Genomic DNA, 18959 nt, shown 5'->3' on the forward strand with positions numbered 1-18959 from the left:
TCCGGCGGCGTTGGCTCAGGGCATGAGGACGAGGCCGACCACGGTGACCACGGCGATCGCTGTCGCCATCTCCGGGCTGGTGCTCGCCGGGTGCTCCACCGCCGGCAGCCAGGGCATGGGCCGGGGCATGGGGATGGGCCAGGGCACCCCCATGATGGGCACGGTCTCCGGCTACCACTTCTCCACCGTGAGCTGCTCTGCCCCCTCCAACCTGCCCGGGAGCCGGGTCGACGTGATGCTTGGCGACATGGGCATGATGCAGATGGCGGGGCCGAGCGCCCCGCCCGGCTCGCACATGATGCTGCGGGCGTTTCCCGCCACCGTCCGCGCCGGCCAGGTCAGCTTCGTCGCCCGGAACATGGGCTGGCGCACCCACGAGGTCGTCGTCATGCCCCTGGCTGCCGGGACGTCAGCCGGGCAGCGTGTCCCCGGCCCGGACGGCAAGATCGATGAACGGGGAAGCCGCGGCGAGGTCTCGAGCTCCTGCGCCTCCGGAGCCGGTGAGGGCATCCGCGCGGGCACGACCGGCTGGGTGACCCTGACACTCGCACCCGGCCGCTACGAGCTCCTGTGCAACCTGCCGAACCACTACGCCAGCGGCATGCGGCAGGTGTTCACGGTCGTCGCCGGCTGAGCCCGAGGCGCCTTGCGGTCGGCGGGGACAGCGCGCAGCGCGTGGCCCATGTTGGCGGCCAGCTCCTGGAATGCCGGGACGAGCTCACCCCACCGCGCGCCGGCGTCGCCGGGCTCACGGCCGGCGAAGTACGCGGCCAGGTTCTCGGCGTGGATCGGCCACCCGGCGCCATGGGAGGCGAACTTCAGGGTCCGGGCTCGCCATCGCGTGGGGAACCGCCGGCCGAGCTCAGCCGCCAGGCGCTGCTGCGGCTGTTCCCCGACGCGCCGGAGGGGGCCCCGTCCGAGGTGCTGCTGTGGTGCACCGAACGTGCCCCGCTCGGCGACCGCCCCCGTCGCGAGGGTTGGCGCTGGGACTCCTCGGTGCGCGACCGGTAGGGGAGGCGACGCGGCATACCCCTGAGAGGGGGTCGTGCCGGACGGCTCAGCGCAGCTCGTTGATGCGCAGGTGGTTGCCCGCCGGGTCGCGGAACGCGCAGTCGCGCACGCCGTACGGCTGGTCGGTCGGCTCCTGGATGACCTCGGCGCCACTGTCCGCCAGCTTCGCGAACGTCTCGTCCAGGTCCTTGGTGGCGAGGACGAGCGTGGCGTAGGTGCCCTTCGCCATCATCTCGCGGATGGTGCGGCGCTCGTCGTCGGTGATGCCGGGGTCGACCGCGGGCGGGGACAGGACGATGGAGGTGCCGGGCTGGTCGGGCGGGCCGACGGTGATCCAGCGCATGGTGCCGGCGCCGACGTCGTTGCGGACCTCGAAGCCGAGGGTGTCGCGGTAGAAGGCCAGGGAGGCTTCCGGGTCCTCGTGCGGGAGGAAGGTCCAGCGGATGGTGATGTCCATGCCGCTCAGGCTAGGTGGAGCTCCGGGGCCAGGGCTTCTCGATTCCTGACCGGTCTGGTCACCTGCTTCGTGACGCACGACGGCGTCTCCGCCACCACACCGGCGGTCTGCTGCCGGTAGGTGCTCGGCGGCATCCCGACCAGCTCGGTGAACCGCGTGCTGAAGGTGCCCAGGGACTGGCAGCCGACCGCGAAGCAGACCTCGGTGACGCTGAGGTCACCCCGGCGGAGCAACGCCATCGCGCGCTCGATGCGCCGGGTCATCAGGTAGCCGTAGGGCGACTCGCCGTAGGCCAGCTTGAACTGCCGGCTGAGGTGGCCGGAGGACATGTGCACACCGCGCGCGAGCGCCTCGACGTCCAGCGGCTGGGCGTAGTCGCGGTCGATCCGGTCCCGGACCCGGCGCAGCCGCGCGAGGTCGCGCAGGCGCTGCTCCTCATCGAGCGGACTGGTCACACCACGATCGTGCCACGTCAGGGCCTCGATAGGGTCGCGGCCGTGCGTCCTGGTCCTGCCTCCGCTGCCGACATCGACGTCCTCGTCCTGGGTGGCGCCGGCGTCGACACGATCGTCCCTGCCCCGCAGCTGCCGCTGCCCTACGCGGACAGCTACATGGTGCCCGGGATCGAGATGCGGGCCGGGCAGACCGGGGACTTCGTCGCCCTCGGGCTGACCGCCCTGGGCCTGCGCACCCACCACCTCGACCAGCTCGGGGACGACCACGAGGGCGACCTGGTCCGGGCACTCCACAGGGACAAGGGAATCCCGCTCACCGAGGTCGCCTCACCCAGCGGCACGAAGCGCGCGGTGAACCTCGTCGGCCCCGACGGGCGACGGCTCTCGCTGTACGACATCAGCCGCTCCCGGGAGGCCGACCGGCTGCCCGAGGCCACGGTCCGCACCCTCGCGGCGGCCAGCCGTCACGCGCACGTCTCGATCACCCACCCCTGCGCCTTCGCCCTGCCCGCGCTCCACGAGGCCGGGCTGACCGTCTCCACCGACCTGCACAACTGGGACGGCGAGGAGGACTACCACCGCGCCTTCGCCGAGGCCGCGGACGTCGTCTTCGTGTCCACCACGGCGCTGGCGGACCCGGAGCGGACCATGCGGCAGGTCCTCGAGCGGGGGCGCGCGCAGGTGGTGGTCGCCACCGCCGGGGCCGAGGGCGCCTAGCTGCTCACCGACGGCGCGCTCACGCACATCCGTACCGTCGCGCCGCCCACACCGGTGGTGGACTCCAACGGCGCCGGCGACGCGTTCGCGGCGGGCTTCCTCTTCGGCTGGCTGGCCGGTGAGCCGCCGCTGCGGTGCGGCCTGTTCGGGGCGATCGCCGGGGCCTTCGCCTGCACCGTGCCGGCGACGGGCGCCGACGCCATCGGCCGGGACGAGCTGCTCGCCCGGGCGGCCGAGCTGCAGATCCCCGTGCCTCAGGCGCGCTGACCAGGCGGGCGCGGACCTCAGGCGGGCGCGGACCTCAGGCGGACAGGTGCCCGAAGGCGACAACGTTGTCGACGTAGTGGCCCGTGGCACGGTCGAACGCACCGCCACAGGTGATGAGGCGGATCTCCGCGCGGTTGGTCGTGTTGCCGTAGACCTCCCGGGTCGGGAACGCGGCCTTGGCGAACCGGCCCACCCGGTCGATGACGAACCTCGCCACACTGCCGTCACGCCGGGTCACCGTGACCTCAGCTCCACGGTGCAGCTCCCCCAGACGATAGAAGACTGCCGGACCGCTCTTGCTGTCGACGTGCCCGCCGAGCACTGCTGGCCCCAGCTGTCCCGGGGTCGGTCCGCCGGTGTACCACCCCACGCGCTCGAAGCTGGTGGGCGCCTGCAGCGTGCCGTCGGCCCCGACGTGCAGCCCGACGATCCCCCGGCTGTGCAGGCCGATCGAGGGGATGTCGATCCCGACCGGGTCGGAGGCCGGCAGGAACGCCCCGACGCGTGCATCCGGGGCCGCTGAGGCGGTGGCTCCCGGCCTGCCCACCGGCGCAGAGCCGCCCGGTGTCGCGGATGCGGTGGGTGCCGCCCGTGACGTCACCGGCACGGCGTCAGCCGCGGTCGGCTGGGGCGGCCCGCCCGAGCCCCGGAACGCCAGCACGAGAGCCACAGCCCCCATCACCAGGAGCACGGCGGTGGCCGCCACGGCCGTGTACAGACCGCGGCGGCCACCGAGCGAGCGGCTGGCGCTCATCAGGCCTTGGCTCGGGCCCGACGCGTCGCGAAGGCCCCCGTGCCGGCGGCGGCGATCAGCGCGCCGCCGCCCAGCGCCAGCAGTCCCTCGTTGACGCCACCGGTCGCGCCACCGGCTCCGGTCTGCATGCCACCGGAGGGGAAGGCGCTCAGCGCGCCGCACAGCGCCGGGTCGGTCGCCTCGGTGGGCAGCGCGGGGTTGAGGTCGCTCTTGGTGGAACCGTCGTACTTGCCGTCCTTGTTGTAGTCCACCCCGTGGATGACCACGACAGCCTTGCCGCCGACGATCGCCTGGGCGAGCTCGGGCGAGACGTTGATGCTGCCCCGCTCGTAGGACAGGTTGCCGCCCGGGGCTGTGCTGAAGCGGTCGACGGCGAGGGCACTGGACGGGCTGGTGTCACCGGTCTTGGTCAGCGACACGACGACCGGGCCGTAGGCCGGCCCCCCCTCGGTGGTGTTGAGGTGGCCGTTCTTGTTGGCGTCATCGGTGGCCAGGGGGCATTCGTGGCGGGCGTCGGCGCCGAAGTGGATGTGCGCAGCGTGGGGCTGGTTCGGCAGGAGGCCGTTGGCGGCCATGGTGACGGTGATCGTGGTGCCGTGGACGGAGACCATCGCGGTGCCGCTCCCGTTGACGCCGTTGAGGGCCACCGGTCGCAGGTTGGCGTTGACGCTTCCGTCGGCGGCCGAGGCGGCCCCCATGCCGAACGGGAGCAGGGCCGCGGCACCGAAGGCAATCCCGGCGATCTTGTGAGTCGTACGCATGTTGTCTCCCTGGAGGGGCGACACGCGCCGCCCACGTCGTACTGAACTTCCGGACACCGCTCGTTCGGCGCCAAACCGGGCAGCGGATTGGCCTGCGGGCCAGATACCGACGTGCGCGCTACCCCCGGAGAGACCGTCCGTGCGGCCGACTCACGCCGGCGGGGGGGCCGTGGTCCTGCACCTGCCCGGTCCTGCCGCCGGCGGCCCGACGGCCGTGCCATGCTCGGAGCGCGGGCCAACGGGCCCGGGACAGCAGCCGGGGGGCGGCCATGACCGAGCCACGCAGCAGGGCGACCTCGATCGCCTTGTGGACGCTGATCGCGCTGGCGTGGCTGGTCAGCCTCGCCGGCCTCCTGTCGATCGGCCTGTTCACCATGCCCCTGGCCGTCGCCGGCGCGGTGGTGGTCGGGGCGAGGCCCGGACGGACGCGCACGGTCGCCACCCTGCTGACCGGAGCCGCCGTCGGGCCGTTGCTGCTCGCGTGGTTCAACCGGGAGGGCCCGGGCCGGGTGTGCCACACCTACGGCGGGGAGGGGCCGTTCTGCGCCGACCTGCTCAGCCCGTGGCCGTTCGTGCTGGCCGGCCTCGCCGCCCTCGCCGTCGCGGGGGTGCTGTTCGGCCGCTCCGCACGGGGCGGGCCGCCGGTGCCGCCGGTGCCGGGCGGTGCGGCGGGGACCACGCCCTCGGCCGGGTGAGCCGACGCCCGTCGCCGGTGCCGCCCGGGGCGGTGCGAGACTCAGGTGGCCACCGCACCACCCCGCCCCGCCGAGAGGACTCCTTCCGTGACCGCGCCCGCCACCACCAGCCTCCAGGACGCCATCCGCGACGAGCTCGGCATCATCGCCGACGCCGACTTCGACGCCGCCGCCGAGGCGCAGCGCCGGGTCGACTTCCTGGCGAGCTACCTGCGGGAGGCGGGTGCCCGTGGATACGTCCTGGGGATCAGCGGAGGGATCGACTCCAGCACGGCCGGGCGCCTGAGCCAGCTCGCCTGCGCAGCGGTGGGGGCGAAGTTCACCGCGGTGCGCCTGCCCTACGGCACCCAGGCCGACGAGGCCGACGCGCAGGACTCGCTGGCGTTCATCGACGCCGACGCGGTCGTCACGGTCGACATCAAGGCGGCCACGGACGCGATGGCCGCTGCCACCACGGTCGAGGGCAGTGACGCGGGGCGCGTCGACTTCGTCAAGGGCAACATCAAGGCCCGGCAGCGGATGGTCGCGCAGTACGCCCTCGCCGGCCACCTCGGCGCGCTCGTCGTCGGGACCGACCACGCCGCCGAGGCGGTCATGGGCTTCTTCACCAAGCACGGCGACGGCGCCTGCGACATCACCCCGCTGGCCGGGCTGACCAAGACCCAGGTCCGCGCGATCGGCGCCCACCTCGGCGCCCCGGACCACCTGGTCCACAAGACCCCCACCGCGGACCTCGAGGACGCCCGCCCCGGGCTGCCGGACGAGACCGCTTACGGCTGCACCTACGCCGAGATCGACGACTACCTGCAGGGCCGCGAGGTGCCCGAGGCCGTCCGCGAGCGGATCGAGCGGGCGTTCGTCGCCACGGCGCACAAGCGCGCGCTGCCCGCCGCCCCCTGAGGGCGGCCCTGCCGGCGGGTCGGCCGGGGACCAGCGGGGGATCAGCCGGCGGGTCAGCCGGCGAAGGGCAGCACGGGCAGGCCGGTCACGCCCGGCCGCACGGCGAACAGCGAACCCGCCTGCGGGTCCTCGTGATCGGGCAGGTTCTCCCGCGACGTCGTGACGTACAGCGTGCCGAGGTCGTCGCCGCCGAACGTGCACGCGCTGACCTGCGCCGCGGGGACCTCGATCACCGCGCTCAACGTGCCCGCCGCGTCATACCGGTGCACGGCCGAGCCGCCCCACAGGGCCACCCACACGCCACCCTCGGCGTCGACGGTCAGGCCGTCGGGGCCGCCGCCCTCGACATTCACGAACGGCCGCCGGCGCACCAGCCGGTCGTCCTCGTCGTCGAAGACGTCGATCCGGCCGGTCATGCTGTCCACGTAGTAGGCCAGCGCGCCGTCGGGCGACCAGGCGATGCCGTTGGAGATGGTCACGTCGTCGAGGACCGTCGTCGTGGCGAGGTCGGCGCCGACGCGGAACAGCGACCCCCGGCCGGGCGCGGTGTCGTAGGCCATCGTCCCGGCATACAGGGTGCCGGCCGGGGAGCAGCCGCCGTCGTTGAACCGAACGCCGGGGTCGGACCACAGCTCGGGCTGCGGGGCGACCGGCCCGTCCGGGGTCTCCGAGAGAGCCAGCGAGCGCTCGAGCGCCACGACGAAACCGCCCCGGCGGCGCGGGCGGTGGAACGCGGTCACGTCGCCGACGTGCAGCCGGTCGACGCCGTGCTCGCGCAGCGTGAGCAGGTCGCCCCGGGTCATGTCGACCCAGCGCAGACCGCCCCACGAGGGCGACCACACCGGCCCCTCCGCGTGGTAGGCGATCGGGCCGGTGACGTTCTCCACGGCGGGCATGTGCAGGTCCTCACGTTGGTCACAGGGTCGTGGCGTCGGGCCCCGGGACGCGCCCGGGCTCACCGCCACGAACCTACGAGCAACGCCGGTATGCCGTGCGGCCGGGGCTCAGCGCCGGGCTCAGCCCAGCGCCCAGGCCGCCAGGGCGAGGGTGCCCATCGAGACGGCCGTGGTGACCACCACGGTCCGCCGCGCGACGGCGGCGCCCTGGCCGTACTCGCGGGCGAAGATGTAGGTGTTCTGCGCGGTCGGGAGCGCGGCGCAGACCACGAGGGCGAACAGCTCGCCCCGCCCCAGCCCCAGGGCCAGACCCACCGCCCAGGCGAGCAGCGGCTGGGCGAGCAGCTTCAGCGTCGACAGGGTCAGGACCTGGCGGCCCTCCCCGTGCAGCGCCGGCCCGCGGACGGTGAGCGAGAGGCCCAGCGCGATGAGCGCGGTGGGCACGGCGGCCGCGCCCAGCAGCGCCAGCGGGCCGGCCACCACCTGCGGCGCCCGCCAGCCGAAGGCCGAGCACAGCGCCCCGGCTGCCAGCCCGATGATCACGGGGTTGCGCAGCGGCAGGGTCAGCAGCCGCGTCGGGTGCAGGGCCCTCCGGTCGGCCGAGCGATCCAGCAGCACAAGGATCACCGGCGTGACCACGAGGACCTGGAAGAGGAGCACGCCGGTGAGGAAGGAGGCGTTGCCGAGCACGTGCAGCGCGACCGGTATGCCGAGGTTCGCGGAGTTGACGTAGCCGGCGGCCATCCCGCCGATCGTGGACTCCCCCTCCTTGCGCCCGAACACCCGGCGGCTGAGCAGGAAGCCGGCCGCCATCACGCACACGGTGCTGGCCGCGAACGCGACCATGCCCGGTCCGCTGACCGACAGCGGCGTCCGGGACAGCGAGGTGAACAGCGCGGCCGGCATCGCCAGGTGGAAGACGAAGCTGCCGAGCACCCGGTCGGCGTCCTCGCCACCGAGCAGGCGGTAGCGGCCGGCGAGGTAGCCGAGCAGCGTGAGCGCCCAGATGGGCAGGAAGGCGGCGAGCACCTCAGTCCTCCCAGTGGGCGATGACGCCGTAGGGCGCGACGAACATGTGCTCAGGGTCCCGCGGCAGCAGCCAGAGCAGGTTGTCGACGGCGGCGGCCTGGGCGACGGCCCGCGCCAGGCCCCGGTCCATCCCCGCCGGTTCGCAGAGGACGTCGACCCGGCGACGCAGCGCCCGGTCGGGGTCACCGGTCGCGAGGGCATCCGCCCAGCGGTTGCGCAGCGGAGCCACCACCTCCCACTCGGGCCGGCCGGCGACCGGCAGCGGGTCGATGGCCACCCATGCCGGCGGCTCACCGGGCAACGTGTGCAGCACGTTGAGGAAGTGGCAGTCGCCATGGACGAGCGGCAGCCCCTCACGCCCGTCCAGCTCGGCGTGGAGGTCCGCCAGGGTGGCCACGGCCCGGTCCACCACCGCGGTGGGCAGCCACCCCGACCCTGGGCGGTGCTCCTCGATGCTGGCGGTGATGCGCTCGACCTCCTCGGCCATCGGGCGCACACCTCGGGGCGCCGGCACGGAGCACACCCGCGCCACGAGGTCGCCGATCACGCCACACGCCTCGTCGACGTCAGGATGGTCCTCCAGCGAGCGAGCCGGGTCGAGCCGTTGCAGGAGAAGGGCTCCCAGGTCGGCGTCGTCGGCCACGAGCTCCACCATGGGCCCGTCCGGGGCGGCCCGCAGCGCCGCGACCTCTCCGTCGGTGCCCGGCTCCCGCCAGCCGACCTTCAGCACCAGCGGCCGCCCGGCAGCGTCGCGCACCGGCCAGACGGTGGACAGGAAGCCGCTCATCGGCGCACCGTCGCGGGTCAGGTCCCACCGGTCGGCCAGCCCGGCCGCGACCCCCGGCAGCCGCTCCAGCCACCGGGCGCGTTCAGGGGTGTCGGCACGGTCCCGGAACCCTTGTGGCACAGGCCAGTCGGAGCCGACGACTGGTTCGCTCATCGCCACCCTCCTCACCGGACCGACACCAGCCGGACGCCACGCACCACGGCTCCGCGCATCCTAGGGTGACCGGCGTGCCGACCCAGGTGATCGTGCTCAACGCCTCGCGGCTACGGCCGGAGCTGGCGGTGCATCACGTGCAGCCCCACGAGGCCGTGACGTGGGTGGTCAAAGGCCTCCGGCACCGTGCCGATCACGGCGAACCCCAACGCCTTCCACAGGGCCACCGCCGGGGTGTTCGTCTCGACGACGGCGTTGAACTGCATGCTGCGGTAGCCCTCGGCGCTCGCCCAGGCCAGCACGTGCTCGCCGAGCGCGCGGCCGACTCCCCTGCCGGTGGCCGCCGGGTCCACCATGAAGCTCGCGGTCGCGACGTGGGACCCCCGGCCGGGGCGGTTGGGCCCCATCTTGGCCGAGCCCAGGACGCGTTGACCCTCGACGGCCACGACGGTGCGGCCCGGCGGCTGCTCCATCCACCACGGCCTGGCCGTGTCGAGGTCGAGGTCCAGGGGGAAGGCGTAGGACTCCCCGGCCGCCACGATCTGCTGGAAGAACGGCCAGATGCCGGGCCAGTCCTGGGCCGTCGCCTCGCGGATGATCACGGCACGCGACGCTACCCGCCGATCCGGCCGGCCTCCAATGCCTTTCGCGACTCCTCGACCCGGTCCAGCCACTCGTGGACCAGCGCCTCGAAGACCGCGGGCTGCTCGATCTGGACGTTGTGCCCGGCCCGGTCGAGGACGGCGAAGGTCGCCCGCGGGTAGCGCTCCAGCACGTGCCACAGGTCGCGGTAGCCGGTGGAGCTGTCCTGCCGACCGGTGACGAACAGCGCCGGCCGGTCGAACGGCGCCTCGCCGTCGAGCGGGAAGCTGCCGGCGTAGGACTGGCGGATGCGTTCCAGCGCCGCTGGGTCGGCCGCCTCGAGGCCGACCACCACCTCCTCCTGCGTGCGCTGCCACGTCCCGGCGTCCTGCACCACGGCGATCTCCTTGAAGTCCGCGCCGCCGCCCCCGACGCTCGCCATGAACGCCTCGTCGCGGTGCAGCACCTGGTGTGGCGGGACGTCCCGGTCCGCGTGCTCCGCGACCACCATCGGGGCGACGAGGGCCAGTCCCTCCACCCGGTCGGGGTGCGCGGCGGCCAGCCCGCGCGCGAGGTAACCGCCGAAGCTCTCCCCGCACACGGCATACGGGCCGGTGGGGACCAGCGCGGCGACCGCCGCCTGCACGACGCGGAAGACGTCGTCGGTGCTGCCCACCCACTCCGGGGCGGCGGTGCGGCCCATGCCCGGCAGGTCGAGGTAGATGCGCCGCCAGTGCGGCCGGTGCGCGAAGACCGGCTCGAAGCAGCCGGTCATCAGCCGCAGGTCCGGGGAGAAGCCGTGCAGCAGCACCGCGGTCGGCACCCCCGCCCCGGCCTTCGGCCCCTGCACCTCGTGGTGCACCTGCACGCCCAGCGCGTCAACGAAGTCACCCATGGGCCCAGAACCTAGACGCCGCAACGGACACCGCGCCGGACATGATCTGCCGCGACGCACGGACAGCAGTGGGATAGCGTCCCGGCGCATGACCGCTGACTGGCGCCAGGACAGGATCGGCTCCGCCCTGCGTGGGGAGAATCCGACCGTGCTGCGACGGATGGACGCCGGCTTCGCCGTGATCGGCGACCCGCAGTTCCTGCCCGGCTACTGCGTCCTGCTCGCCGACGACCCGGCGGTCGACCGGCTCACCGACCTCCCGCGGGAGCGGCGCCTGGCCTACCTCGCCGACATGGACCGGCTCGGCGAGGCCGTCGAGACCGTCTGCCGGGAGCTGGACCCTGCCTTCCGTCGGGTCAACCTGGAGATCCTGGGCAACACCGACGCCTTCCTGCACGCCCACGTCTGGCCGCGCTACGACTGGGAGCCGCCGGAGATCGTCCCCGGCCCGGTGTGGCTCTACCCGCGCGAGCGCTGGAGCGACCCGGCCACCGCGGTCGGCCCGCAGCACGAGCACCTGCGCCGCCGGCTCACCGAGGAGCTCGACCGGCTCAGCCCGACCCGCCCCTGAGCCGGCGGCGGGTGAGACGCACGGCATACCGGGCAGGGGTCGGAGGTCCCTGCGCGGGCGACCGCGTGGCTGACACGATCCTTGCGTGAGCGCACAACGAAGCGTGCGGCGACGGGTCCGCCTCGGTGACGACGGCAAGATCCACGTCCGCACCACCAAGTACCGCGACGAGCTCCTGACCACCCACTGGCAGGAGATGGTCCTCGAGCCCGAGGACGCCCTGGAGTTCTTCCGCTCCGGGATGATCGAGGTCCTGCGGGCGTGCCCCGACGCCGCCTCGCGCCGCACCCGCGCGTCCGGCCGCGGCGCCTGACGCCCTGAAGTCCTGACCCCTCAGGCGAGCGTCAGGGACCAGCCCCGCTCCCCCTCGCTGACCTGCGTCCCGAGCGCGGCGGACGCCCGGCGCAACCGGTGGCGCACCCACCGGGCGTCGTCGCCCGTGGCGAGCTCGGTGTGGGCGAACCGCAGCCGCAGCGGGACCGCCTCGACCCCGGCGAGGCGCGGGCCGTCGAAGGTCGCCAGCCACAGCACGCCGAGGTCGTTGCGCAGCCGGGCATCGACCACGTAGTCGTCGAGGAAGTCACCGAGGTCGAACAGGACCGGCGGGGCGGCGCCGTGGAAGACGTGCGCCGAGTGGCCGGCGACCAGGCTCGCCCCTGCACGCACGAACACCGACGCGCAGGCCCGGACGTGCGGCGGCGGCTCGCTGGTCATGTTCGGACCCCAGTGCGGGGAGACGACGACCGGGCCGACCCCGACCGAGTCCTGCAGCCGTCGGGTCAGCCACCCGGGGACGCCGGCGCGCAGGTCGGCGAAGGCCACCCCCGGGCGCTGCGCCCCGGCGGCGTACTCCGCGGGGTGGTCGGTCACCGCCACGACGGTCACCGGCTGGCCGGCGACGGCCAGGTGCGCCGGCTCCCGGGCGGCAGCCTCGTCCCGCCCCGCGCCGGCGACCGCGATGCCCGCCCCGGCCAGCAGGTCCAGCGTGTCCTCCAGCGCCTCGGGCCCGAAGTCGAGGGCGTGGTTGTTGGCCAGGGTCACGCAGCGCACCCGCAGCAGGGTCAGGGCGTCCATCGCCTGCGGCGGGGCCCGGAAGTGGAAGACCCGCTGCGGCCAGGGCGTCCCGCGCGCGGAGACGCAGCACTCGAGGTTGAGCAGCACGCCATCGGTCCCGTCCACCAGCTCCAGCAGGCGCGGGCCGAACAGGCTCGCCACCGGGTGGTCCACGAGGTGGTCGGCGACGCCGCGGCCGAGCATCGTGTCACCGGCCAGGGCCAGCGTGAGCACGTCAGAGCCCCGCCCCGCCGACGACGGCCGCCCGGTCCTTGGCGAGGAACCGGCGCAGCCGCGCCAGCGACCAGGTGTTGACCACCTGCGCCGGCCCGGCCCACCCCCGCTGGGCCGTCGCCACCCCGAAGCGCAGGTAGTCCAGGTGCGGCACGGCGTGCGCGTCGGTCGAGATCGCCAGCAGCACCCCGGCGTCGCGGGCCCGGCGCACGTGCTCGTCGTCGAGGTCCAGCCGGTCGGGGAAGCTGTTCACCTCCAGCGCCGTCCCGGTCCGGGCGGCCGCCGCCAGCACGGCGTCGAAGTCGAGGTCGACCGGCGGGCGGTGCCCGATGCTGCGTCCGGTCGGGTGGCCGATGACGTTGACGTGCGGGTTCTCGATGGCACGGATGACCCGGGCGGTCATGACGTCCCGGGGCTGGCGGAAGTGCGAGTGCACCGAGGCGACCACGACGTCGAAGCCGGCGAGGAAGTGGTCCTCCCAGTCCAGCGACCCGTCCGGGCCGATGTTCAGCTCGGTCCCGTGCAGCACGGTGATGCCGGCCGTCCGCTCCAGGTCGTGGATCCGGGCCCGCTGCGCCAGCGCCTTGTCCGCCGTCATCCGCTGCATCGACAGGTCCGGGGCGTGGTCGGTGATCGCGACGTACGTGTGGCCCCGGGCCCGGGCGGCCGCCACCATCACCTCCAGCGAGGCGACCCCGTCGGTGAGGTTGGTGTGCACGTGCAGGTCGCCGCGCAGGTCCCCGACCTCGACCAGCCGCGGCAGCTCGCCGCGCAGCGCCGCCTCGACCTCGCCGCGGTCCTCGCGCAGCGTCGGCGGCACCCACGGCATGCCCAGCCGGGCATAGATGCCCTCCTCGGTGTCGGCCACGAGCGCCTGACCGGTGTCCACGCGGAACAGCCCGTACTCCGAGAGCTTGAGTCCCGCACGCACCGCCAGCTCCCGGACCCGGATGTTGTGCGCCTTGGAGCCGGTGAAGTAGAGCAGCGCCGCACCCCAGGTCGCCGGGTCGATGACCCGCAGGTCCACCTGGACCCCTTTGGTCGTCACCACCGAGGACTTCGTGGGGCCGTGCGCGAGCACCCGCCGGACGAGCGGGTGCTCGCAGAAGGCGTCGCCCACCTCGCGGGGGTCGTCGGAGGCCACGAGCAGGTCGACGTCGCCGACCGTGTCACGCATCCGGCGCAGCGACCCGGCGTACGTCGCCCGGCGCACCGAGGGCAGCGCGGTCAGCGACGCCAGCAGCTCCTCGGCCAGGGCCAGCGCGACGCCGACCTGGATCCGTCCGACCCCGGCGTGGGCCTCCGCGATGGCCTCGGCGAGGTTGGTCTCGCTGCGCTCCCCCCAGCCGGGCAGCCCGCGCAGCCGGTGCTCGTGCAGGGCGTCGAGCAGCTCGCGCATCGAGGTGATGCCCAGCTCCTGGTAAACCTGGTTCGCCCGCTTGGGCCCCAGCCCCGGCACCGACAGCAGCGTGCGCAGGCCGGCCGGCACCCGGGCACGCAGCTCGTCGAGCTCCTCCACCGACCCGGTCGCGAAGAACTCCACGAGCTTGTGCGCGAGGTGGGTGCCCACGCTGGGGATCGTGTCCATGCCGCGCTCGTCCAGGCCCGAGATGTCGACCGGGTGCCCCTCCACCGCGCGGGCGGCCTTCTCGTAGGCGCGCACCTTGAACGCGTCGCCCCCGGAGATGGCCAGCAGGTCGGCGTACTCCTGCAGCATCTGCGCCGCCTCGGCGTTGGACCGGGACATCGCACCTCCCGCGGGCTCGGGGCCTCGACCTGACGCTAGGCCCGGGCGACGTCGCGCCCGCAGTGCCGTTCGTCCCGGGCGCACTGACCCGCTCGCACCGTCCGGCGGTTGCGGCAGGTGCCCTCACCCCATCGGCGGACCTGTGAGTCCGCTGTGAGCGCCACCATCGCAGTCAGGCGGGGCGTGGATCGGCAGCGCTGGAACGAGGTTGGTCATGAAGGCACTGGTTGTCGCCGCCCTGGCGATGGTGTGGGTCCTGTCCGTGGTGCTGGTCGTGCGGGGCAACCCCAGACGGGTATGGCGGCGGGTCGCCGTGGGTTCCAGCGGCACCTTGGTCACGTCCCTGGCCCTCGGCCTCGTGACGGGGACCGCGGAGGCGGGCACCGCGCATACCGGGCACTCCATGACGGCCCCCGCCCCGGCGGCCGGGTCGCTGAGCGGGGACGACTACTGGCGCTCGGTGGGCGGCTCGGCCTTCCACCCCACGGGCGTCGTGCGCACCTACTACCTCGGCGCGGACGAGGTCACCTGGGACTACGCGCCGACCGGGCGCAACCAGGTCACGGGCAAGGCGTTCGACGACGTGGCCGACGTGTTCGTCAAGCGTGGGCCGGCGCGGATCGGGTCCACCTACGTCAAGTGCCTGTACCGCGAGTACACCGACAGCAGCTTCGGCCACCTCAAGGCCCGGCCGGCGCAGGACGCCTACCTCGGGTTCACCGGGCCGGTGATCCGCGGCGCGGTCGGCGACACGATCAAGGTGGTCTTCCGCAACGGCTGCTCGATCGGTGCGAGCGTCCACCCGCACGGCGTCTTCTACCAGAAGGCCTCCGAGGGGGCGCCCTACGCGGACAACACCTCCGGCAAGGACGTCCTCGACGACGCCGTGGCGCAGGGCGGGCGGCACACCTACACCTGGCTGGTGCCGGACCGCGCCGGTCCCGGGCCGCACGACGGGTCCTCGGTGATGTGGATGTACCACTCGCACACCGACGAGGTCGGCGACACCTACGCCGGGCTGCAGGGCTTCATGGTCATCACGGCGCGGGGGATGGCGCGGGCGGACGGCAGGCCGAAGGACGTGGACCGTGAGGTGTTCGAGCTGTTCGCGGTGATGAACGAGGGCGGCAGCTCCTACCTGGCGGAGAACATCCGGCGCTACGCCCACCCCGCGCCGGCACCGGACGACGAGGGGTTCGAGGAGTCCAACCTGATGCACTCGGTCAACGGCTACGTCTACGGCAACCAGCCGGTGCTGACGCTGCACAAGGGCGAGCGGGTCCGGTGGTACGTCATGGGCATGGGCACCGAGGTCGACCTGCACACCCCGCACTGGCACGGCAACGACGTGCTCGTGGGCGGGATGCGGATGGACGTGGTCGACCTGCTGCCGGCCTCGATGGTCGTCGCCGACATGGTCCCGGACAACGTGGGCACGTGGCTGTTCCACTGCCACGTCAACGACCACATCACCGCCGGGATGATGACCCGCTACCGCGTGGTCGCCTGACCGGCGCGACGGGAGCGCGCCTCGACGAGGCCGGCGATGCCGTCCAAGACGACCGCGCCCTGGCGAGGTTGACGCCTCGGCGGGGGCGCACCATCGCCCGGCAGGGCGCTCAGCGGCTCCCCGGCGGCCGGCCGTGGAAGGCATCGTCGAGCAGCAGCCCCAGGGACGCGACGTCGACCGGACGCGGGTTGCGCGACCCCACGGCCTCCACGGTGAGGCGAGCGGCGCGCGCGAGCCCGTCGTGCGGCATACCAATGGCCTCCAGGGTCTCGGGCGCGGCGAGGGTGCGGGCGAGGTCCCACAGCCCGCGCGCGGCGTCCGGCACCCCCATGGCGCGGGCCACGGTCGCCAGCGCCTGCGGCGCCGCCCCGGCGTTGTATGCCGCGACGTGCGGCAGCAGCACGGCGTGCGTCGCGCCGTGGTCCAGTCCCCAGGTCCCGCCGAGGACGTGGCACATCGTGTGGTGCAGGCCGCTCCCGGCGCCCGCGAACGCCGTGCCGGCCAGCCAGGCGCCGTAGAGGGCGTCCTCGCGCAACGCGACCTCCAGGGGGTTCCAGGTCGCCCGGGGCAGGCACCGCGCCAGCACCCGGATCCCTTCTGCGGCAAGCAGGTCGGTCACCGGGTTGGCGCCCTCGACCCAGAGCGCCTCGACGCAGTGGGCGAGCGCGTTGAGCCCCGAGGTGGCGCTGAGCGCGGCGGGCAGCCCGGTGGTCAGCTCGGCGTCGTAGACGACGACCCGGGGCAGCGCGCGCGGGTCCCGCCCGGTCCGCTTCCGGGTGCCCGTGACGCCGAAGACCGGCGTCGCCTCGGAGCCGGCGTAGGTCGTGGGGACCGCCACCAGGGGCAGCCCGGTGGCGACCGCGACCGCCTTGCCCAGCCCGGTCGCCGAGCCCCCACCGATGGTCACCACGCCGTCGGCCTCCCCCTCACGGGCAAGGCGGCTCGCCTCCTCTGCGTGCGCCTCGGGCACGTGCTGCTGCACCTCGTGCACCCGCGCCACGACCCGGTCCCCGAGCCGCTGGGCCAGCTGCTCGGCCAGGGGCTTGGACGACGCCGACGCGACCAGCAGGATCCGCTGCAGCCCCAGGGCCGCCAGCTCGTCAGGCACCCTCGCGAAGGACCCCGCGCCGAACACCACACGCTGCGGCAGGGCGGCGGTCTCGAAGTGCCGGAGCCGTTCCGTGGTCGCCTCCCCGGGTCGCGAAGCGCTGGCGTCCCGACGTTACGCCGGACCGCCCTGTCGTGGGCCCACCGCGCGCAGCAGCCAGCCCAGCAGCCCGGCGGTGGCGAGGGTCAGCACCCCGATCGGGACGAGGACCGACCAGGTCGCGACGCCGCCGCGGGCGCTGGCGACGAAGGGCGTGACGAGGATCGGCAGGCCGGTCAGGACGAGGAAGAGCAGCAGCCCAGGGGCCAGCGCCAGCCCGCGCCGGCGGTGGCGCAGCACGAGCACGCCGGCGGCGACGACCGCCGGGAGGAAGAACGTCAGGTCGAGCACGTGCACCGGGTTGGCCGGCAGGTTGAGGTCGCGCGCGCTGCGCGGGACCTCCCCGGCGACGACGGCCGGCACCAGCTCGGCGAGCCAGAGCCCGGCGAACGCCGCGCCGACGGCGACGAGGAACCAGCCGACCGTCCGCTGCGGCACAGCCGGCGACCACACCCGCGACTCCGGGGCGAGGGTCGCCACGGCGCCGATCAGCGCCCACGTGGCCAGCCCGAGGACGGCGACCCACAGCAGGGAGAGCGGCCCGACGTGGATGGCGATGGCGTAGATCGCGTAGTTGTATACCGTGAAGGCCAGTGCCCCCGGCCACAGCAGGTGCGCCACCGCCGACCCGCGCCGGGCAGCGAGGGCCAGGCCCACGAGCGCCGGCCCGACGACCACGAGGTCGGCGAGGTCCTGCGCGACGGCCTGGTCGACGAACACCGAGGTCTCCCGGCCGTAGATGCGCTCGATCCACACCAGGCCGACCGCGTTGCCCGCCATGGCGAGCAGCCCCGCCGCGACCGAGAGCCAGGCCCAGACGTCAAGCCACCGCCAGGTGGCTTGACCTGTCGCCGGCGCGGGCCCACCGGCCGGGGCAGCACGGGGGGCCGATGGGGCCGGGGCGGTCGGCACTGCCGTCGCCGGCGGGGCCGCCGGCTCGACGTGGACGGGGATCCGGACGCTCTTGCCTGCCATGCTTCGAGCCTGCTCCGGGGCCCGCCGGTCCGCCCGAGGCCAACGTCCCGACCGGCCTCACCAGTCGTGGACGGTGCCGTCGGTCAGCCGGTTCACCGGCAGGTACGCGGGTGAGTACGGGTGTGCTGCGGCCGCCTCCTCGTCGACCTCCACCCCGAGCCCGGGACCGGTCCCGGGGTGCAGCAGCCCGTCGACGAAGGTGTAGCTGGTGCGGAACACCTCCAGCGTCGCGGGCGAGTGCCGCATGTACTCCTGGATGCCGAAGTTGTGCAGGGCGATGTCCAGGTGCAGGGCGGCGGCCATCCCCACCGGCGAGATGTCGGTCGGGCCGTGGAAGCCCGAGCGGATCTGGTAGATCGCGGCGAAGTCCATGATCTTCTTCAGCGCGGTGATCCCACCGGTGTGCGTCACGGCCGAGCGCACGTAGTCGATCAGCTGCTCGGTGACCAGCGTCTGGTAGTCGAAGACCGAGTTGAACACCTCGCCGATGGCCAGTGGCGTGGTGGTCTGAGAGCGCACCCGGCGCAGCGACTCGGGGTTCTCGGCGGGCGTGCAGTCCTCGAGCCAGAACACGTCGTAGGGCTCGAGCGACCGGCCCAGCACGGCCGCCTGGTTGGGCGTCATGCGGTGGTGCCCGTCGTGCAGCAGCGGCAGCTCGGGCCCGAACTCGTGGCGCACCGCCTCGAACACCGTCGGGACGTGCCGCACGTAGGCGCGGGTGTCCCACACCTCCTCGGTCGCGACCGGGGAGCGCCGCGCCGGCTCGTAGTCGTAGCGATCGCCGTCCCCGTCCCCTCCGGCTACGCCGTAGATCTGGCCGAGCCCGGGCACCCCGGTCTGGATCCGGATGGCCCGGTAGCCCAGCTCGAGGTGCTCGCGGATCGAGTCGAACAGCTGCGGCAGGTCGTTGCCGGAGGCGTGCCCATAGGCCAGCGCCCCCCGCCGGCACTGCCCGCCGAGCAGCTCGTAGACCGGCATACCGGCGGCCTTGGCCTTGAGGTCCCACAGCGCGACGTCGACGGCGGCGATGGCCGCCATGGTCACGGGGCCACGCCGCCAGTACGCCCCTCGGTAGAGGTACTGCCACGTGTCCTCGATGGCGTGCGCGTTGCGCCCGAGCAGCAGCGGGACGACGTGCTCCTCGAGGTAGGCGACGACGGCCAACTCGCGGCCGTTGAGCGTCCCGTCGCCGTAGCCGACCAGGCCGTCGTCGGTGACCAGCTTCAGCGTGACGAAGTTGCGGCCGGGGCTGGTGACCAGGACCTCGGCGTGGACGATCTTCATGGGCGGCCTCTCGTGGGTT

The 18959-nt window shown here is 73.9% G+C and carries 23 protein-coding genes; 9 read left to right on the forward strand and 14 right to left on the reverse strand.

What is annotated here, in order from left to right:
- Positions 1-22 precede the first annotated feature (22 nt).
- Positions 23-634 carry a sulfocyanin-like copper-binding protein gene (locus AC3ANM_RS09735; protein ID WP_488284215.1) on the forward strand — a complete coding sequence of 204 codons (612 nt, stop codon included), beginning with the start codon at positions 23-25 and terminating at the stop codon, positions 632-634.
- 149 nt (positions 635-783) lie between these two features.
- Positions 784-1011, forward strand: coding sequence for a hypothetical protein (locus AC3ANM_RS09740; RefSeq protein WP_488284216.1), 228 nt, complete (start codon positions 784-786; stop codon positions 1009-1011).
- Positions 1012-1057: 46 nt separating this feature from the next.
- Here the strand turns inward: AC3ANM_RS09740 and AC3ANM_RS09745 are convergent, their stop codons facing one another.
- Together AC3ANM_RS09745 and AC3ANM_RS09750 are read right to left on the reverse strand one after the other, a co-directional pair.
- Positions 1058-1468, reverse strand: a complete 411-nt coding sequence (locus tag AC3ANM_RS09745; RefSeq protein ID WP_488284217.1) for a VOC family protein — start codon at positions 1466-1468, stop codon at positions 1058-1060.
- 5 nt (positions 1469-1473) lie between these two features.
- Entirely contained in the window at positions 1474-1923 is a 450-nt protein-coding gene (locus AC3ANM_RS09750; protein ID WP_488284218.1) for a helix-turn-helix transcriptional regulator, read from the reverse strand.
- Positions 1924-1965: 42 nt separating this feature from the next.
- Here AC3ANM_RS09750 and AC3ANM_RS09755 point away from each other — a divergent pair, with 42 nt between their 5' ends.
- The gene (locus tag AC3ANM_RS09755; protein ID WP_488284219.1) at positions 1966-2640 is read left to right on the forward strand and encodes a carbohydrate kinase family protein; all 675 of its coding nucleotides are present in this window, start codon (positions 1966-1968) and stop codon (positions 2638-2640) included.
- 27 nt (positions 2641-2667) lie between these two features.
- Positions 2668-2907, forward strand: coding sequence for a PfkB family carbohydrate kinase (locus tag AC3ANM_RS09760; protein WP_488287936.1), 240 nt, complete (start codon positions 2668-2670; stop codon positions 2905-2907).
- A 34-nt stretch (positions 2908-2941) separates the two neighbouring features.
- Here the strand turns inward: AC3ANM_RS09760 and AC3ANM_RS09765 are convergent, their stop codons facing one another.
- Both AC3ANM_RS09765 and AC3ANM_RS09770 read right to left on the reverse strand, forming a co-directional pair.
- On the reverse strand, positions 2942-3661 hold the full coding sequence (locus AC3ANM_RS09765; protein ID WP_488284220.1) for a class F sortase: 720 nt from the start codon (positions 3659-3661) through the stop codon (positions 2942-2944).
- Positions 3661-4422 carry a hypothetical protein gene (locus AC3ANM_RS09770; RefSeq protein WP_488284221.1) on the reverse strand — a complete coding sequence of 254 codons (762 nt, stop codon included), beginning with the start codon at positions 4420-4422 and terminating at the stop codon, positions 3661-3663. The genes AC3ANM_RS09765 and AC3ANM_RS09770 overlap by 1 nt, the downstream gene beginning before the upstream one ends.
- A gap of 269 nt (positions 4423-4691) precedes the next feature.
- Here AC3ANM_RS09770 and AC3ANM_RS09775 point away from each other — a divergent pair, with 269 nt between their 5' ends.
- A complete protein-coding gene (locus AC3ANM_RS09775) occupies positions 4692-5117 on the forward strand; it encodes a hypothetical protein (protein ID WP_488284222.1) in 426 nt (141 codons plus the stop codon).
- An 87-nt stretch (positions 5118-5204) separates the two neighbouring features.
- Positions 5205-6017, forward strand: coding sequence for an NAD(+) synthase (nadE, locus tag AC3ANM_RS09780; RefSeq protein WP_488284223.1), 813 nt, complete (start codon positions 5205-5207; stop codon positions 6015-6017).
- Between the two features lie 53 nt (positions 6018-6070).
- Here the strand turns inward: nadE and AC3ANM_RS09785 are convergent, their stop codons facing one another.
- The 5 genes from AC3ANM_RS09785 to AC3ANM_RS09805 all read right to left on the reverse strand — a co-directional run bounded on the left by AC3ANM_RS09785 (position 6071) and on the right by AC3ANM_RS09805 (position 10359).
- Positions 6071-6913, reverse strand: a complete 843-nt coding sequence (locus AC3ANM_RS09785; RefSeq protein ID WP_488284224.1) for an SMP-30/gluconolactonase/LRE family protein — start codon at positions 6911-6913, stop codon at positions 6071-6073.
- Between the two features lie 120 nt (positions 6914-7033).
- A complete protein-coding gene (locus AC3ANM_RS09790) occupies positions 7034-7942 on the reverse strand; it encodes an AEC family transporter (protein WP_488284225.1) in 909 nt (302 codons plus the stop codon).
- A gap of 1 nt (position 7943) precedes the next feature.
- A complete protein-coding gene (locus tag AC3ANM_RS09795; RefSeq protein WP_488284226.1) occupies positions 7944-8882 on the reverse strand; it encodes an aminoglycoside phosphotransferase family protein in 939 nt (312 codons plus the stop codon).
- Between the two features lie 110 nt (positions 8883-8992).
- A complete protein-coding gene (locus AC3ANM_RS09800; protein WP_488284227.1) occupies positions 8993-9484 on the reverse strand; it encodes a GNAT family N-acetyltransferase in 492 nt (163 codons plus the stop codon).
- A gap of 11 nt (positions 9485-9495) precedes the next feature.
- Positions 9496-10359 (reverse strand): alpha/beta fold hydrolase, encoded by an 864-nt coding sequence (locus AC3ANM_RS09805; RefSeq protein WP_488284228.1) that lies wholly within the window; start codon positions 10357-10359, stop codon positions 9496-9498.
- Between the two features lie 88 nt (positions 10360-10447).
- Here AC3ANM_RS09805 and AC3ANM_RS09810 point away from each other — a divergent pair, with 88 nt between their 5' ends.
- The gene (locus AC3ANM_RS09810) at positions 10448-10930 is read left to right on the forward strand and encodes an HIT family protein (RefSeq protein ID WP_488284229.1); all 483 of its coding nucleotides are present in this window, start codon (positions 10448-10450) and stop codon (positions 10928-10930) included.
- A gap of 85 nt (positions 10931-11015) precedes the next feature.
- On the forward strand, positions 11016-11243 hold the full coding sequence (locus AC3ANM_RS09815; RefSeq protein WP_488284230.1) for a hypothetical protein: 228 nt from the start codon (positions 11016-11018) through the stop codon (positions 11241-11243).
- A gap of 20 nt (positions 11244-11263) precedes the next feature.
- On the opposite strand, the gene AC3ANM_RS09820 is transcribed toward AC3ANM_RS09815, so the two are convergent.
- Both AC3ANM_RS09820 and polX read right to left on the reverse strand, forming a co-directional pair.
- Complete coding sequence (locus AC3ANM_RS09820; RefSeq protein WP_488284231.1) at positions 11264-12217, reverse strand: CapA family protein; 954 nt, start codon at positions 12215-12217, stop codon at positions 11264-11266.
- Between the two features lies 1 nt (position 12218).
- Positions 12219-13964 (reverse strand): DNA polymerase/3'-5' exonuclease PolX, encoded by a 1746-nt coding sequence (polX, locus tag AC3ANM_RS09825; protein WP_488284232.1) that lies wholly within the window; start codon positions 13962-13964, stop codon positions 12219-12221.
- 214 nt (positions 13965-14178) lie between these two features.
- Between polX and AC3ANM_RS09830 the strand changes: the two genes are divergently transcribed.
- Positions 14179-15474: a multicopper oxidase domain-containing protein gene (locus AC3ANM_RS09830; RefSeq protein ID WP_488284233.1), complete on the forward strand. Its 1296-nt coding sequence runs from the start codon at positions 14179-14181 to the stop codon at positions 15472-15474.
- Between the two features lie 109 nt (positions 15475-15583).
- On the opposite strand, the gene AC3ANM_RS09835 is transcribed toward AC3ANM_RS09830, so the two are convergent.
- The 3 genes from AC3ANM_RS09835 to manD all read right to left on the reverse strand — a co-directional run bounded on the left by AC3ANM_RS09835 (position 15584) and on the right by manD (position 18940).
- Positions 15584-16612: a maleylacetate reductase gene (locus tag AC3ANM_RS09835; RefSeq protein WP_488284234.1), complete on the reverse strand. Its 1029-nt coding sequence runs from the start codon at positions 16610-16612 to the stop codon at positions 15584-15586.
- Positions 16613-16696: 84 nt separating this feature from the next.
- Positions 16697-17656, reverse strand: coding sequence for a hypothetical protein (locus AC3ANM_RS09840; RefSeq protein WP_488284235.1), 960 nt, complete (start codon positions 17654-17656; stop codon positions 16697-16699).
- A gap of 57 nt (positions 17657-17713) precedes the next feature.
- Positions 17714-18940: a D-mannonate dehydratase ManD gene (manD, locus tag AC3ANM_RS09845; RefSeq protein ID WP_488284236.1), complete on the reverse strand. Its 1227-nt coding sequence runs from the start codon at positions 18938-18940 to the stop codon at positions 17714-17716.
- Positions 18941-18959: the final 19 nt, after the last annotated feature.

Source organism: Oryzihumus sp. JJN4-3R, assembly GCF_057747915.1.

Excerpts from the sequence above, each read along its gene's own strand:
- manD (WP_488284236.1), bottom strand. The coding sequence starts at position 18,940 with ATGAAGATCGTCCACGCCGAGGTCCTGGTCACCAGCCCCGGCCGCAAC.
- AC3ANM_RS09745 (WP_488284217.1), bottom strand. The coding sequence starts at position 1,468 with ATGGACATCACCATCCGCTGGACCTTCCTCCCGCACGAGGACCCGGAA.
- AC3ANM_RS09770 (WP_488284221.1), bottom strand. The coding sequence starts at position 4,422 with ATGCGTACGACTCACAAGATCGCCGGGATTGCCTTCGGTGCCGCGGCC.
- AC3ANM_RS09840 (WP_488284235.1), bottom strand. The coding sequence starts at position 17,656 with ATGGCAGGCAAGAGCGTCCGGATCCCCGTCCACGTCGAGCCGGCGGCC.
- AC3ANM_RS09785 (WP_488284224.1), bottom strand. The coding sequence starts at position 6,913 with ATGCCCGCCGTGGAGAACGTCACCGGCCCGATCGCCTACCACGCGGAG.
- AC3ANM_RS09765 (WP_488284220.1), bottom strand. The coding sequence starts at position 3,661 with ATGAGCGCCAGCCGCTCGCTCGGTGGCCGCCGCGGTCTGTACACGGCC.
- AC3ANM_RS09805 (WP_488284228.1), bottom strand. The coding sequence starts at position 10,359 with ATGGGTGACTTCGTTGACGCGCTGGGCGTGCAGGTGCACCACGAGGTG.
- AC3ANM_RS09830 (WP_488284233.1), top strand. The coding sequence starts at position 14,179 with ATGAAGGCACTGGTTGTCGCCGCCCTGGCGATGGTGTGGGTCCTGTCC.
- AC3ANM_RS09810 (WP_488284229.1), top strand. The coding sequence starts at position 10,448 with ATGACCGCTGACTGGCGCCAGGACAGGATCGGCTCCGCCCTGCGTGGG.
- AC3ANM_RS09735 (WP_488284215.1), top strand. The coding sequence starts at position 23 with ATGAGGACGAGGCCGACCACGGTGACCACGGCGATCGCTGTCGCCATC.
- AC3ANM_RS09795 (WP_488284226.1), bottom strand. The coding sequence starts at position 8,882 with ATGAGCGAACCAGTCGTCGGCTCCGACTGGCCTGTGCCACAAGGGTTC.
- AC3ANM_RS09775 (WP_488284222.1), top strand. The coding sequence starts at position 4,692 with ATGACCGAGCCACGCAGCAGGGCGACCTCGATCGCCTTGTGGACGCTG.
- polX (WP_488284232.1), bottom strand. The coding sequence starts at position 13,964 with ATGTCCCGGTCCAACGCCGAGGCGGCGCAGATGCTGCAGGAGTACGCC.